The sequence below is a fragment of the Arcobacter sp. YIC-80 genome (genome assembly GCF_044841725.1).
GTDB lineage: Bacteria > Campylobacterota > Campylobacteria > Campylobacterales > Arcobacteraceae > Arcobacter_B.
The window spans coordinates 158,575-174,041 of record NZ_JBJBSI010000007.1; the positions used below are offsets into that span (position 1 = coordinate 158,575).

A 15,467-nucleotide genomic window follows, 5' to 3' on the forward strand; every position below is an offset into this window, starting at 1 on the left:
AACATTATACTCTAAGATTATTTTGTTACAACTTAAAAAGAAGTTGATTAATTCACTTCTTTTGTTTTATTATAAAAATAATTAGTTGCTTCCACAAAGCCATCTACACTTCCACAATCAAACCTTTTCCCTTTAAACTTATAAGCTATCACTTTTTCTTGTTTTGCTTGTTCAAGTAAGGCATCTGTTATTTGTATCTCTCCACCTTTTCCTGGTTTTGTATCTCTTAAAATATCAAAAATATCAGGTGTTAAGATATATCTTCCTATTATTGCTAGGTTTGTAGGAGCATCTTTTGGTTCTGGTTTTTCTACCATATTTGATACTCTAAAAATACCTTCATCTATTTGTTCACCATCAATTACACCATACTTATCTGTTTTATCTTTTGGTACTTCTTCTATAGCTACTATCGAACACTGGTATTTTTCATATAGTTTTATCATTTGTTTTAAAACTGAACCTTCACTAGTAGTATTATCACACAAATCATCAGCTAATATAACTGCAAAAGGTTCATTTCCGATTAGAGTTTCACCTGTTAAGATAGCATGACCTAAACCTTTCATTTCTAGTTGTCTAGTATAAGAAAAAGTTGTAGTTTCAATAATCTTATTTACATCACTTAAAAGTTCTTCTTTTGAAGAACCTTTTATTGAGTTTTCTATATCAGTATTTGTATCAAAATGATCTTCTATGGCTTTTTTATATTTAGATGTAACTATTGAAATAGTGCTACATCCTGCGTCTAATGCTTCTTCAACTCCATATTGAATAAGTGGTTTTGTAAGAACTGGCAACATCTCTTTAGGAATTGCTTTTGTAGCTGGTAAAAATCTTGTACCATAACCTGCTGCTGGGAACAAACATTTTTTAATCATTTTTATACCTCTTCTTTTATTTGCTCAAAAAGTCTCATAAGTGAATCTTCATATAATTTTGCATTTTCTTGAGATTTTGCTTCAAATCTTGTCACAAGTTTTGGAGTAGTATTACTAGCTCTAACTAATCCCCATCCATCTTCGAAGTTTACTCTTATCCCATCAACTGTAATAATATCTTTTATCTTTGGCATAAAACTTGGTGGATTTTCAAGTGAAGCTTTTAGTTTCTCAACTAAAGGAAATTTTGTATCTTCTGTTACTGCGATATTTATCTCATCTGTGCTGTATACTTTTGGTAAAGCCTCATACTCTTTATCAAAATTAAAACCATCAGAAATAAGTTCTAAAGCTCTAAATGTAGAATAAATAGCATCATCATATCCAAAATATCTATCATTGAAGAAAAGATGACCTGATACTTCAGCTGCAAAAGAAGCTTCTAACTCTTTGATTTTTACTTTTAGATTACTATGACCTGTTTTATACATCACAGCTTTTCCATAAGTATTGATAGTATCATACATAATTTGACTACATTTTACTTCACCAATAACTGTAGGATTATCTATAAATCGTGAAAAGAAAATAGCTAAAATATCCCCTTTGAAGTTATATTTTTTTGATAAAAGTGCTATTCTATCTGCATCTCCATCATAAGCAAATCCAAAGTCATATTCACCAGTAGCTAAACTTTCTTTTATATCTTTTAATGTTGATTCATCACTTGGATCTGGATGATGATTAGGAAAGGTTCCATCTGGTTCCTCATATAAAATATCATAAGAAATATCAAGTCTGTTAAGAATATCTCTTAAAACAACACCTGCAACTCCATTTCCACAATCAAAAATAAACTTTTTATCTTTTAAGTTTAGGTTTGAAAAATGTTCTACTATATAATCTATATATTTATCTTTTGCATTTATATTTATAGTTTTAGTATTATCTTCTATAGTTTGAGTATCTTCTAAAATTTCTCTTCCAAGAGCATAAATCTCTTCTCCAAAGAAAGGAGCTTTATCAAGAGTGATTTTAAAACCATTATATTCAGGTGGATTATGTGAACCTGTAATCATTACAGAACCATCAACTTGCTTTTCTTCAAACTTTATATAGTTTGAAAAATAGTTTGCAGGTGTTGGAACAAGTCCCATATCAAGTACTTCAAGTCCTGCTTTATTTATACCACTACTAAGCCAAGTTTTAAGAATAGGTGAATGTGTTCTTGCGTCATATCCAACAGCCATGTATTTAGCACTTGATACTTTTTGTTTTAGTTTATTTGCTAGATGAAAACCTATTTTTTTTACTATATCTTCGTTTAGTTCTTTCTCAAAGATACCTCTTATATCATATTCCCTGAAAATTGATGCAGGCATTTTTATTTTCCTATATATTTATATTTTGAAGGAAGTATATCTAAGTTTTTATAAAGCGTTATTTAAGTTATTAGTATAAATTTTGCAGTTTAATTCTCTACAAAAGTTTAAGTTAAAAAAAGCAGAAACCCAATAATGGGTTTCTTAACTCTGATTAATGGTGAGAAGTTGCAGAGTGAGAAGGAGTTGTATTATCATCTCCTGCTACAGCAGCAGCAATACCAGCAGCTGCGGCAGCTGCGGCAGCAGTAGCTGCACCAATTCCAACACCTGCTCCAGCAGCAGCTCCACCAGCGGCAGCAGCTCCACCAGCAGCTGCTCCTGCTCCACTAGCTCCAGCACCCGCAGCACCTGCTCCAGCAGAACCGGCACCTGTTCCAGCACCTGCACCAGCTGCACCAGAAGTTTGAGCTACTGCACTAGCTACAAATAAAGAAGAAGCGAAAACAATTGATAATAATTTTTTCATAAAAAATATCCTTTTTTTAATTTTGCATTATTCTACCATAATTTTTTTAAAAATAAAAATTTTCTTTTATTCCCTTAGATTATTTATGTACTTTTTCATAATTTGTGTGTTATTTTCACTACTATTCATAGGGAATAAAGAATTAAATGTTCCAGCAACTTGCCCAACATCTCTTGTCCATGGGCTAAGACCAAATGAAACTCTTTTCTTTAGATTTTTATATGTAAATACTTCTAATGGAACTATCAAATAAATACCTTTATCGATATATCCTTTATTTTCTTCATTTTCAAAAACTTTTCTTGAATCAGTTACAGTAGCATAAGCTCCTAAAGTAAAGTTTTTATAATGTCTTTCAATATTAAACTTTATACCTTTATCTCCTGCTAAAAACTGACCAACTTTTGCTCCTAAATGTAAATCATATTTTTGATTTAGAAGATAATATATATTTAAAAACTTTGCATCATATCTATAATCATCTTTTATAGCAAACATATCTTCGATTTCTCTTTTATAAACAGATTGATATTGAAGTCCTATTCCTAATTTTTCATCAAATAGAGGTTTATACCATTCTACATCTACCCCTGCAAAAGCATATTCTAAATATCCTAAATCCACTTTAAACAAAGAATCAAAAGGAGCATTAGTTTTATATCCTAAATTTAAATATGACATTTGTGTGTCATTATACACAAAATGTTTAGTTATATCACTTCTTAGAGATAGTCTATCATTTTCAAGAGGCTCACTAGAAAGATTTTTTCCAGTGTGATAAAAAGGTTGTTCAAAAGAAGTATCTAAACTAAAGTTATCATTAAATTCATAACCTGCTTTTGCCCTAAGTGTTAACTTCATAGCAAAGGGTTTATCTTTATGATTTAATACAGTTCTAACCTTTGGTTGAAAACTATAGGTAAAACCTTTTTTATTTATAGAATCACTTATATATAAATCTTTTCCTTTTGCAAATTTTTCATACATACCATCAATATCATTTGAAATAACAATTGCATCTTTCATATAAGAATCACTTACTTTTTGCTTTTCATACATATCAAATTCAGCTCTATTTACTTTGATTGTTTTCTTTTTGATTTCTTGATCTTTTAAAGTAAGATATATAGTATCATACTTTTTAGGTGCGACTTCATCTATAGTTGAGATTGCTCGACCTGCTGCTTTTAACTCATTATAATATCTTGGGTTATCTATTTCTGTCCAAATACTATTGTCATTTACAGCTGTTTTTACATACTTAAATTTTTCGGCTGCTACTTCTTTTGATAATTTATCTGACAACTCTTTTTCATTTAGATTTTTATATTCTGCTTTTTTTTCATTATCTGCTTTCCATTTTGGATCAGGAATATGATCAAACATACCAGTTCTATCAAAGCCAAATTGATAGGTATATCCAAAGGATATGGTATTTCCTCTCTGGTATGATAAATTTAAAATAGAGTTATTGCTATATTTGTATTTTAATCCATAATTAAACTTTGACTTTGGAAGTTCATAATCACCTACAGTATAAGGATTCACTTTATCTTTTTTATAATTTATAGGTGCATACTCTGCCATGAATGAAAAAGAAGGAGTTGCATTAAAAACAACTGAGCCAAAGGGTTTACCTCCACCCCAATCTGTATTTTTTAGAAAATTTATAGAGTTATTATCAAAACTTCCTGAATTATCAGATGAAGAGGATTCATATTTTTTAAGATCTTCACCTCCAAGTCGTCCTTTTGCATATCCAAGTGAAATATCAAAATAACCTATATTTTTACTTACTACTATATACTTTGAAGTATATAAAGATGTACCCCAAATATCATCAGCACCAATAGCTAAAGAAGGAGTAAATTCTCCTTCTTTTTTCAATAGAATTTTTACACTTAAAGATTTATCTTTATAACTTCCATATCCCTCACTATCAGAGAAACCATCAACTCCAGATACTTGTGTCATATGAAAATTTGCTTCTAAAAAAGGAAGAGGTGTTGCTGTAACACCATAATATCTATAAGGTTTATCTTCATTTAGAAAAAGCCTCATAGACCAATCTTTCATGATTCTGGCATTTGGTGTTTCAAAAACACCTGTATTACCACTATATGTACCTGTAATATTTTCAGGAGTTTTAACTGCAAAAAGTAAGTTTGCACTTAAAAGAAAGAAGCTAAGAGTTTTTAACTTCATCAGTTTTTTCACTTCTTATAAACTCATAAAAAAATACTAAAAAAATACCAAGAATAAAAGAAGTAACGAAAGACACAACAAGTATTAAAGCTCTTTTAGGTTTACTTTTTTCTTTTATATAAGATACTCTACTATCAACTACTTTTGATACAAAGTAATAGTCATTTGCTTGAGAAAATACTTTCTTTTGATATAGTCCTGATAAAGACTTACTTAATTGTTCTTTTAAAGATACATCATAAGTTGAACTCAATTCTTTATTATAATATTTGATTTGTTCATCTATTTCTTTCATATCAGAAGTTCTAACCTTAAGAACTATCTCTTTTAAATATATATCTACTAGCTCTTTTGCTAAATATCTATCTTGAAGTTCAGCACTTAATGTAATAAGTCCTGATTTTTTATCGCTTGAAATAGAAAGAACTGAATTCAAAGTATTTATAGTTGAGTAAATTTTTTCTTCTTTTGATCTTTTATCTTCTGTATTGTCATCTTTTGAATTAAAAATATTATAAACAGTATCCAGACCTAAAGCAAATACTAAATTCTTTTGACTCTCTAGCTTTGAAGTAAGTTTATATTTTTCTATCATCATTTCATTAAAACTATAATCTCCTAAAACTGTTTGCATCATAACAGCTGGATCTTTAGAGCTTGCTCCACCAAGACTAACACCTGCTAAAGAAGCTAAAGATGACAAACCTCCTCCAACTGATTTTTGTTCACTTTGAGGAGACAAGACTACACTTGATTTATATGAATTTGGGATACTTAAAACATATATAAACGTAATAGCAGTTACTATAAATACAAAAAATAATATTTTGTATTTATATTTTAAAATAGTATTAAAAAGCTCTTTTAAATCTATTTCATCTTCTTCTATGTATAAAGCTTGATTATTCACACTATTATTCTCACTCATTCTAGATACCACCTACTGTTTTAAGTGAAGCAGCTGTAATAGCAAACTGATAAAGAATACTTGATACATCTTTTGCAAATTTCATATCAGAGAACATATCAAACTCCATAGGAACAACAATAGTATCACCTTTGAATATTTTCTTATCATTACCCCAAAAATAATTTGATTCATATTTTACTGTTTCACCATTTGCTTTAACAATATATATATAATCTTCATTTGCAAGTTCAGTTACACCACCTGCCTTTGATAAATAATCATCTGTATCTAAATCACTATTAAATACAAAAGTATTTTGATTTAAAACTTCTCCAACAACAGATACTGTGTCACTAATAGATGGAATATATAAAGTATCTTCATCTTTTAAAGTTATATCATAAGGTGATTTTTTAAATCTATTTAAATCATAATATAGATTTAAAGATACTCTTCCTATAGGTTTATTTCTTTTTGCTTCATTTTCGAGTTGCTTAATTGCCTGAAGTTTTTTTGATGTTTCATCTTTTTCTTCACCTAAACTCTCACTTGATGTACTAGCTTTAAGAACTTGATTTCCAAGTCTATCAAGTGTTTCTTGAAGTCTTTTTTCTTGAAGTTCTCTAACTTCTTCCCTTGTGAATACTGCACCTTCGACAAAAGCGTTTGGTAAAAACCCACCAGCTCTTAAAATCACACTTGAAAGTTTTTCACCCTCTTCTATTGCATATTTACCAGGATATCTAACTAACCCTTTAATATTTACATATTTTTTATCATTCCAATTTGCTATTGGAAAAATAGTAATTTCATCATCTGGGAAGATTTTAATTTTTAAATTTAAAGCCTTATTCATATCTAAAGCTAAAACTCTTCTTTTTCGTTGATAATCCTCTGTATAATATCTAACTACTTCAAATCTAGCTTTTAAAGCTTTTTTTGTAAGTCCACCTGAAATATTTACGATATCATTTATAGTTGTATTTTCATTTATATCATAAGTACCAGGAATAAATACTTCACCTTTTATAGTTGCACTCATTTTATCATTTACAGCAGAAAAATCGAAAAATCTTACTTCATCATATTTTTTAAGTTTAAAATTTTTGTTTTCTCTTAAGTTTACTAAAAAAGTAGATTTTTTATTTTCATGAAGTCTTGTGATTTGAACTTTAGTTTTATCAACTCTTACAGCTTTTCTTAGCTTACCATCTTCATCTAAAACATCATTTTTTGAAAGATTACTATTTTTTTCAACTTCTTCAAAAATTTCACTATTAAATTTCACTAAACCAAAAAGATCAGCAACACTCATCCCATCATAAAAGTCATACTTTCTTTTACTGTCATCTACAACTTCACCTTTTGCATAAATGTAAGGTTTTTCTTTTAAATCTGAATTTTTAAAAATAGTGATTTCATCACCTGCTTTAATAGTATGATCTTCTTTTTTAGTAAGTACATTTTTAAGGTTGAAACCTTTTATGCTATTGTCATTTTTTATAACTGCAAAATTATAGTTTGTATCCTCTTTAAAGTATCCATTTTCTCCAAATTGTTTTAGTTCATTTTTTAAAAGTGTTGATAATTTATTATCAGTTGGAAGTTCTTTTTCACTAGGTGCTATAATATTTCCAGATATTTTAACTAGATTTGCACCTAAGATACTAGTAGAGTATACATGAACTTCATCACCATTTTTTGGAGTAAATCTATATAGTTCTTCTTTATTTAAAGTATAAACTTTAATAGTATCATTTTCATATCTTTTAAGACTTATTGCATTTTGGTTTGCTTTTGCTTTAAAACCTGCTGCAAAATTAAATAAGGTTCTAAACCCCTCACCTTTTTTTAGTTCAAAAATTGCATTGTAGTTTACATCACCTGTTAGTTTAATCTCTTTGCTAATAGGTTTTACTAAAATAATATCACCATTTTTTAAGATAGTATCACTACTTGCATCTCCATATCTTACAAGAGAATATAAATCAAATGATTTATAAATTTTACCTGCTCTTTTAAGTAAAATATTTCTATATGAGCCATTTTCTAAAATGCCACCACTTGAAATAAGTGCATCTTTTATAGTAGAAAATGACGAAAGGTTATAAAGTCCAGGTGCATTTACTAATCCTGAAATAGTAACTTGAATAGATGAAAATTCTGAAATATCAACTAAAATATTTGTACTATTAGGGTATGCTTTTTTAGTCTCTTCTTTTATAAGTTTTTTTGCTTCTTGAAAATTTAGACCTATAACTTTTAATTCTTTTACTTGAGGAATATTGATATTACCATCTTTATTTACATCTAAAACAAAATCTTCATTTGCACCACCATAAATTTTAAGTGATATTTTATCCCCATAATTTAGAGTATAGTTTGATGGAGTTGGAATACTATAAGGGTTTAATTTATTCTTATTTTTAAAAAATAATGAAGCAAATCTATCTAACTTCTCTTCTGATAAATATTTATTTTCAGATTCTTTAGTTTCGTCACTTTCTTTAACTTTATCACTTTCTTCTTTTAGCTTACTATTTTTTTCATCTATTTCAATATCATTTTCAATAATTTGTTCTTTTTGAACTTTCTGTTTTGAATTATCTTTTTTTAATAATTCTTTTTTGATATCACTTTCACTATAACCAGCTGCTTTTGCTAGTTCCAGTTGAGTAGGTGTTAGTGTAGCTGAAAACAAAACACTACACATAAGTAGTAAACTGTATATAACCTTCATTAAAGATTCCTCGTAAATTTTTTAGGGATATATTATCATAAAATGATAAAAGTTTTCATTAAGAGGAAATAGAGTTTTTATTGTAAATAAACCCTTACCTTTTTTAGATAAAAAAGTGGATTTATTTACTCTTTTAAAAGACTATAATTTGTAATCAATATCTTCTATTCCATATTTATCACTTAATAGTTTTTGACATACAGAACCTGTTGATGTATCATCAATATCAATTTTTAAGGTTTTACTTCCAGAATCATCTGTTTTTACTTCAATTGTGACACAAGTTTTACTGTTTTCTTTAAAAGTAGCTTTACTTGAAACAACAGTCCAATTTGCTTTACTTAAAACAATAGCCTGATTAATATTTGATAAATTATCATCAAGCATAGCATAGCTTTGAATAGCAGTTGTTGCACTTACAATATCTCTTTTTATGGTTGAAGCTAAAGCTTCATCTTTTGAGTCAATAAACTTTGGAACAGCTACAGAAGCAATAATTCCAATGATTAAAATTGCAAAAATCAATTCAAGTAAAGAGAATGCATTTTTCATAATATAATCCTTTATAAAGTAATATAAAAGATTATATTGTTTGTTAGTTTAAATTATAATAAAATTAATTATATTTTTATAGTATATCAGGAACATCCACATTAGTTTCTTTTTCTACATCAGCTACATTTTCAAATACAACTTCTACAGGAGCACCATGATAGTTATCATCTGGTTTATCGACAAATTTTGTTAAAGCCTTATGGAAATCAAGTTTTACAGTACCTATAGGACCATTTCTTTGCTTACCTATAATTATTTCAGCTTCTTCAACAGGCTTATCAACAAAATTAGATTTATATTCTTCACCCTTATCTTTTGCTTCTTTTTCTTTTCTGGCTTCATCTCTTTGTTTATATACATCATCTCTATAAACAAACATGATAATATCTGCATCTTGCTCGATAGCTCCTGACTCTCTTAAATCAGATAACATAGGTCTTTTATCAGGTCTATTTTCTAAACCTCTATTTAACTGAGAAAGAGCAACAATAGGTATTTTCATCTCTCTTGCTAACATCTTAAGTCCTCTTGAAATATCAGAAACTTCTTGATGTCTATCTTTATTTCCTGTACCTTGCATAAGCTGTAAGTAGTCAATCACAACTAAGGAAATATTATTATCTTCATTTTGAGCAAGTTTTCTTACTCTTGCTCTTAATTGATTAATATTAATACTCCCACCATCATCAACAAATAGTTTTTTAGTATTTAAATCATCAAAAGCTGCACTTAAATTAGACCATTGTCTATCATCTAAGTCACCTTTTCTTAAATTTTGTAAAGGTATAGAAGTTTTAGCTGCTAGCATTCTTAACATCAGTTGTTCAGCAGGCATTTCAAGTGAGAAGAAAATAACACCTTTATTAGCTTCAACATTTGCTAAAGCCATATTTAAAACAACGGCAGTTTTCCCCATCGCAGGCCTTGCAGCTATAATTACTAAATCTCCTTCATTTAATCCTGTTGTTCTTCTATCAAGTGCATCAAAACCTGTTGTTTCACCTATTAGATGAGTATTTCCAAGTTCTTTCATTCTTTTTATATATGAAAGTGTATCACCTGTAATAACATGCATATCTTTTAATTCACTTGTAGCACTATCAGTTGAAATTTTATATAACTCACCTTGAATAGTATCTAAAGCATCATTTGCAGGTATTTCTTCTTCGATTGCTACTTTTTTAATAGTAGTTGCTAGTGTTGACAACTCTCTTTTTATTGAACCATCTTTTATCTCTTTTACATAAGCAATTGTATTTGTAATTGGGTTTGCAGAAAGTATTTCTATTAAAATAGAATCATCTACTTCTTTTTGATCAAGTCTTTTTCGAATAAACTCTTCATCAATAGGCATATCTTCTTCATGAAGTTTTATCATTACTTCATAAATTTTTTGATGAGCAGGAAGATAGAAGTCTTTTGCTTTTAAAACTCCTAAAATTTCTTCTAGTTCATCTGGATTAAATAAAATAGAGCTTAATACAGCTCTTTCTATATTTATACTATATACACTATCCATTATTTTCTTTTTTGTGCTTCAAGTTCAACTTCTTCAACAAACTTATTTATTAGTTCATCACCTTTTAGTTTAGCTAAGATTTCACCTCTTTTCATAACTAAACCACTTCCTTTTCCAAAAGCAATAGCCACATCAGCACTTTTTGCCTCTCCAATTGCATTTACAACACATCCCATAACAGAAACATCTAAAGGTGTTTTTATATGATTTGTTCTTTTTTCTATTTCTGCTACTGCACTTACTAAGTCAGCCTCAATTCTTCCACAAGTAGGACAAGATACAATATTTAGTCCCTCTTTTGCAATTCCTACATCTTTTAAAATTGCTTTTCCTACTTTAATCTCTTCTTCTAATTCACCTGTCATAGAAACTCTTAAAGTATCTCCTATACCATCAAGTAAAAGTGAACCTAATGCAATCGAAGATTTGATTGTTGAGTGAAATTGAGTCCCAGCTTCTGTAACTCCTAAATGAAAAGCATAATTATTCATAGGTCTTAACATTCTATAAGCTTGTACTGTTCTTTGAACATCACTTGCTTTTAATGATACTTTTAAATCTGTAAAACCTAAATCTTCTAAATACTTAATATTATAATCAGCACTTGCCACCATTCCCTCAGGAGTTTGTCCATACTTATCTTCAAACTGTTTTTCTAAAGATCCTGAATTAACTCCAATTCTAATAGGAATTTGTCTTTCTTGACAAGCTTTCACAACCTCCGCTACTCTTTTCTTATCACCTATATTTCCTGGATTAATTCTAATACAGTCAACTACTTCTGCTGCTTTTAATGCTAGTTTGTATTTAAAATGTATATCAGCAACTAAAGGTAAGTCAACTTGACTTTTTATATCTTTTAAAGCATTAGCAGCATCCATATCAGGTACTGCAACTCTCACAATATCAGCTCCTGCAAAATGTAAAGCTCTTATTTGTTCTACAGTTGCATTAACATCACTTGTTTTTGTAAATGTCATTGATTGTACAGGAATTGGTGCATCACCACCAACTAGTACATTTCCTACTTTTATTTGTTTTGTTGGGTATCTTTTTATCATAAAAGGATTTTATCTAAAAAAGATTAAATTTTGACAAAAACTTTTTAAAGTTTTCTTATGAATTGATTAGATATACTATCGCATATTATGTAAAGGAAATCTATGCAAGAGTTTACTATTTTTGATATGGTAATACTTGGTATTACTTTAGTACTAGGTCTTAAAGGGCTTTTTAGAGGTCTTATCAAAGAAGTTTTTGGAATTATTGGAATTATTGGTGCAATTTTTGTTGCCTCAAGAATTTCAAAAGATATCGGAGACTTAATAGCTCCATTTTTAGCTTTAGAAAATGAAACAACTATTAAATTAATAGGTTTTATAGTAGGACTTATAGGATTTTGGGTTCTTGTTTATCTTTTAGGAATGATTGTAAGTAAAATATTTAATGCTAGTGGGCTAGGAATATTTGATAGAATTTTTGGTTTTATTTTTGGAGCAGGAAAAATTTTCCTAATTTTCTCTGTTATTGCTTATGCATTATATCAAGTTGAGTCATTTAAAAAGGCTATTGATGATAAAACAAAAAGTTCTATTGTAATGCCACATTTAATAAGTGTTGGTTCATATATCATCAAATTAGATACAACAACAATAACAAATTCAGTTGGTGGAGCAGTTGATAAAGTTGTAGAAACTACAAAAGAAGTTACTTCATCTCAAGGAAAACCAACATCACAAAAAGTACAAGAAGCATTAGAAGAAACTAAAAAAGAAGTTACTAAAAGTGTTGAAGAAACAGTAGATAATGTTAAACAAACTGTTGAAAAAGAGATTATCAATAAAGTTGAGAAATCATTTGAAGAGACTAAAGAAGATACAAAAGAGCAAATAGACACAGCAAAAGAAAAACTTAAAAGCATAGCAGATACAGAAAATACAGAAGAAAATAAATAAAGGGATTTTATATTGTTTGAAAATAAATATATACAACAAAGAATTGAAAAAGCAGATAAATTAAGAGATTTAGGAGTTAATCCTTATGCAAATAACAGTGAAAGAAACACAACTATTAGTAAATATTTAAATGTAAATGCTGATATTTTTAATCATGAAGATAAAAGAGATGAAAATAGACATTATACAGTTGCAGGAAGAATTAAATTTTTCAGACTAATGGGTAAGGCTTCATTTCTTAAAATTGAAGATGAATCAGGTATTTTACAAATTTATGTAGCAAGAGATAATCTTCCTGAGGGATTCTATAATGATATTTTCAAAAAAACTGTAGAAGTTGGAGATATTATTGAAGTATCAGGATATCCATTTATTACAGGTAAAGGTGAGTTATCACTTCACGTTGATGGCTTAAAAATATTAACAAAAGCCATTTCTCCATTACCAGAAAAATACCATGGTATTCAAGATAAAGAGTTAAGATATAGACAAAGATATTTAGACTTAATTATGAACTCACAAGTAAGAAAAACTTTCCATATTAGATCAAGAGTTATTTCTTTAACTAGAAGATTTTTTGAAAATAAAGGGTTCTTAGAAGTTGAAACTCCAATGATGCACCCAATTGCAGGTGGAGCAAATGCAAAACCATTTGTTACTCATCATAACTCACTTGGAGTTGATAGATTTTTAAGAATTGCCCCTGAATTATATTTAAAAAGATGTATTGTTGGTGGATTTGAAGCAGTATTTGAAATAAATAGATGTTTTAGAAACGAAGGTATGGATGCAACACATAACCCTGAATTTACGTCAATTGAGTTCTATTGGGCTTATAAAACATATAAAGATTTAATTGAACTTACAAAAGAGTATTTTGAGTTTTTATTTGAGCATTTAGAACTACCTACAACTTTACCTTATGGAGATTTAGAAATTGACTTTACTAAGTTTAGTGAAGTTCCATTAATTGAATCTCTTACAACTATTGGTGGTGTTCCAGCTGATATTACAGAAGACAAAGATAAAATCATTGCTTTCATGAAAGAAAAAAATTTAGAAGTAAATGAAGCTATGAATTTAGGACAACTTCAAGGTGAACTATTTGATGAATATGTAGAAGATAAACTTATCAACCCAACGTTCATCACAGAATATCCAGTTGAAATTTCACCACTTGCTAGAAGAAGTGATGAAAAGCCACACTTAACTGATAGATTTGAATTATTTATTGCTGGAAAAGAAATAGCAAATGCCTTTTCAGAACTTAATGATCCATTAGATCAACTACAAAGATTTGAAGGTCAAATGGCTGCAAAAGAGTCTGGTGGGGATGATGAAGCACATGAAATGGATGAAGATTTTGTAAATGCATTATCTTATGGAATGGCACCTTGTGCTGGTCAAGGAATTGGAATTGACAGACTAGTTATGATGCTTACAAATGAGCACTCAATTAGAGATGTATTATTATTCCCAGCGATGAAACCAATAAAACATGAAATTGATCTTCACAGTGAAGAAGAAAATTAAAAGCTAAAATACTCATTTTTAATAATTGAGTGAATAAATATATAGGAGAAGTACTATGAGCTACATATCAAGCGCAAACTTAGAGACAGCAGATAAAGAGATATTTGATATCGTTGAGCAAGAGTTAGAAAGACAAACAACACACTTAGAAATGATTGCTAGTGAAAACTTTACTTCACCAGCAGTTATGGAAGCAATGGGTTCTGTATTTACTAATAAATATGCAGAAGGTTATCCATACAAAAGATATTATGGTGGATGTGAATTCGCAGATAAAGCTGAACAATTAGCTATTGATAGAGCTTGTGAAATTTTTGGATGTAACTATGCAAATGTTCAACCTCACTCAGGTTCACAAGCAAATGGTGCAGTATATGCAGCATTATTAAAAGCAGGTGATAAAATCTTAGGTATGGACTTATCTCATGGTGGTCACTTAACTCATGGTTCTAAACCTTCATTCTCTGGTAAAAACTACCAAGCATTTTACTATGGGGTAGAATTAGATGGAAGAATTAACTATGATAAAGTAATGGAAATTGCTAAGATTACTCAACCAAAAATCATTGTTTGTGGAGCATCAGCTTACGCAAGAGAGATTGATTTTGCTAAGTTTAGAGAAATTGCAGATGCAGTTGGAGCTATTTTATTTGCTGATATTGCTCACATTGCAGGACTTGTTGCAGCAAATGAACATCAATCACCATTCCCTTATGCAGATGTAGTTACAACTACAACTCACAAGACTTTAAGAGGTCCAAGAGGTGGTATGATAATGACAAATGATGAAGATATTGCTAAGAAAATTAATTCAGCAATCTTCCCAGGATTACAAGGTGGACCACTTGTACACGTAATGGCTGCAAAAGCAGTAGCATTTAAAGAGATTTTAGCTCCCCAATGGAAAGACTATGCTAAGCAAGTAAAAGCAAATGCAGCAAAACTTGGAGAAGTATTAGTTTCAAGAGGATATGATATTGTATCAGGTGGAACAGATAATCACTTAGTATTAGTATCATTCTTAAATAAAGACTTTTCAGGAAAAGATGCAGATGCAGCATTACAAAATGCAGGTATCACTGTAAATAAAAATACAGTACCAGGTGAGACAAGATCACCATTTGTAACATCAGGGGTTAGAATTGGATCACCAGCATTAACAGCAAGAGGAATGAAAGAGCAAGAGTTTGAATATATAGCTAATAAAATTGCTGATGTATTAGATGATATTGAAAATACTGATCTTCAAACTACTGTTAAAGCTGAATTAAAAGATTTAGCTAACAAGTTTGTTATTTATAATCAGTCTACTTACTAA

General features: G+C 29.2%; 12 protein-coding genes. 3 read left to right on the forward strand and 9 right to left on the reverse strand.

Annotated features, from left to right (window positions below):
* Positions 1–47: 47 nt before the first annotated feature.
* The 9 genes from galU to ispG form a co-directional block, all read right to left on the reverse strand.
* Complete coding sequence (galU, locus tag ACH5BK_RS10755) at positions 48–881, reverse strand: UTP--glucose-1-phosphate uridylyltransferase GalU (protein ID WP_404307240.1); 834 nt, start codon at positions 879–881, stop codon at positions 48–50.
* A gap of 2 nt (positions 882–883) precedes the next feature.
* Positions 884–2,263 (reverse strand): phosphomannomutase/phosphoglucomutase, encoded by a 1,380-nt coding sequence (locus tag ACH5BK_RS10760; RefSeq protein WP_404307242.1) that lies wholly within the window; start codon positions 2,261–2,263, stop codon positions 884–886.
* Positions 2,264–2,417: 154 nt separating this feature from the next.
* The gene (locus tag ACH5BK_RS10765; RefSeq protein ID WP_404307244.1) at positions 2,418–2,732 is read right to left on the reverse strand and encodes a hypothetical protein; all 315 of its coding nucleotides are present in this window, start codon (positions 2,730–2,732) and stop codon (positions 2,418–2,420) included.
* Between the two features lie 66 nt (positions 2,733–2,798).
* Positions 2,799–4,937 (reverse strand): YjbH domain-containing protein, encoded by a 2,139-nt coding sequence (locus tag ACH5BK_RS10770; protein WP_404307246.1) that lies wholly within the window; start codon positions 4,935–4,937, stop codon positions 2,799–2,801.
* Positions 4,918–5,865 (reverse strand): Wzz/FepE/Etk N-terminal domain-containing protein, encoded by a 948-nt coding sequence (locus ACH5BK_RS10775; protein ID WP_404307248.1) that lies wholly within the window; start codon positions 5,863–5,865, stop codon positions 4,918–4,920. Before ACH5BK_RS10775 ends, ACH5BK_RS10770 begins: the two co-directional genes overlap by 20 nt.
* Position 5,866: 1 nt before the next feature.
* The gene (locus ACH5BK_RS10780; RefSeq protein WP_404307250.1) at positions 5,867–8,587 is read right to left on the reverse strand and encodes an SLBB domain-containing protein; all 2,721 of its coding nucleotides are present in this window, start codon (positions 8,585–8,587) and stop codon (positions 5,867–5,869) included.
* Positions 8,588–8,728: 141 nt separating this feature from the next.
* Positions 8,729–9,139, reverse strand: a complete 411-nt coding sequence (locus ACH5BK_RS10785) for a prepilin-type N-terminal cleavage/methylation domain-containing protein (protein ID WP_404307252.1) — start codon at positions 9,137–9,139, stop codon at positions 8,729–8,731.
* Positions 9,140–9,215: 76 nt separating this feature from the next.
* Positions 9,216–10,661 carry a replicative DNA helicase gene (locus ACH5BK_RS10790; RefSeq protein WP_404307254.1) on the reverse strand — a complete coding sequence of 482 codons (1,446 nt, stop codon included), beginning with the start codon at positions 10,659–10,661 and terminating at the stop codon, positions 9,216–9,218.
* A complete protein-coding gene (gene ispG, locus ACH5BK_RS10795) occupies positions 10,661–11,722 on the reverse strand; it encodes a flavodoxin-dependent (E)-4-hydroxy-3-methylbut-2-enyl-diphosphate synthase (RefSeq protein ID WP_404307256.1) in 1,062 nt (353 codons plus the stop codon). Before ispG ends, ACH5BK_RS10790 begins: the two co-directional genes overlap by 1 nt.
* Before the next feature lie 102 nt (positions 11,723–11,824).
* Between ispG and ACH5BK_RS10800 the strand changes: the two genes are divergently transcribed.
* From ACH5BK_RS10800 to ACH5BK_RS10810, 3 genes are read left to right on the forward strand one after another with little or no spacing between them, the layout of a single operon-like run.
* Positions 11,825–12,616 (forward strand): CvpA family protein, encoded by a 792-nt coding sequence (locus ACH5BK_RS10800; RefSeq protein WP_404307258.1) that lies wholly within the window; start codon positions 11,825–11,827, stop codon positions 12,614–12,616.
* 9 nt (positions 12,617–12,625) lie between these two features.
* Complete coding sequence (gene lysS / locus ACH5BK_RS10805; RefSeq protein WP_404307262.1) at positions 12,626–14,149, forward strand: lysine--tRNA ligase; 1,524 nt, start codon at positions 12,626–12,628, stop codon at positions 14,147–14,149.
* A gap of 55 nt (positions 14,150–14,204) precedes the next feature.
* Positions 14,205–15,467, forward strand: coding sequence for a serine hydroxymethyltransferase (locus tag ACH5BK_RS10810; RefSeq protein ID WP_404303645.1), 1,263 nt, complete (start codon positions 14,205–14,207; stop codon positions 15,465–15,467).

Bases quoted from the DNA above. Each gene is read 5' to 3' on its own strand.
- galU (WP_404307240.1), bottom strand. From the start codon at position 881: ATGATTAAAAAATGTTTGTTCCCAGCAGCAGGTTATGGTACAAGATTT.
- ACH5BK_RS10760 (WP_404307242.1), bottom strand. From the start codon at position 2,263: ATGCCTGCATCAATTTTCAGGGAATATGATATAAGAGGTATCTTTGAG.
- ACH5BK_RS10765 (WP_404307244.1), bottom strand. From the start codon at position 2,732: ATGAAAAAATTATTATCAATTGTTTTCGCTTCTTCTTTATTTGTAGCT.
- ACH5BK_RS10770 (WP_404307246.1), bottom strand. From the start codon at position 4,937: ATGAAGTTAAAAACTCTTAGCTTCTTTCTTTTAAGTGCAAACTTACTT.
- ACH5BK_RS10775 (WP_404307248.1), bottom strand. From the start codon at position 5,865: ATGAGTGAGAATAATAGTGTGAATAATCAAGCTTTATACATAGAAGAA.
- ACH5BK_RS10780 (WP_404307250.1), bottom strand. From the start codon at position 8,587: ATGAAGGTTATATACAGTTTACTACTTATGTGTAGTGTTTTGTTTTCA.
- ACH5BK_RS10785 (WP_404307252.1), bottom strand. From the start codon at position 9,139: ATGAAAAATGCATTCTCTTTACTTGAATTGATTTTTGCAATTTTAATC.
- ACH5BK_RS10790 (WP_404307254.1), bottom strand. From the start codon at position 10,661: ATGGATAGTGTATATAGTATAAATATAGAAAGAGCTGTATTAAGCTCT.
- ispG (WP_404307256.1), bottom strand. From the start codon at position 11,722: ATGATAAAAAGATACCCAACAAAACAAATAAAAGTAGGAAATGTACTA.
- ACH5BK_RS10800 (WP_404307258.1), top strand. From the start codon at position 11,825: ATGCAAGAGTTTACTATTTTTGATATGGTAATACTTGGTATTACTTTA.
- ACH5BK_RS10810 (WP_404303645.1), top strand. From the start codon at position 14,205: ATGAGCTACATATCAAGCGCAAACTTAGAGACAGCAGATAAAGAGATA.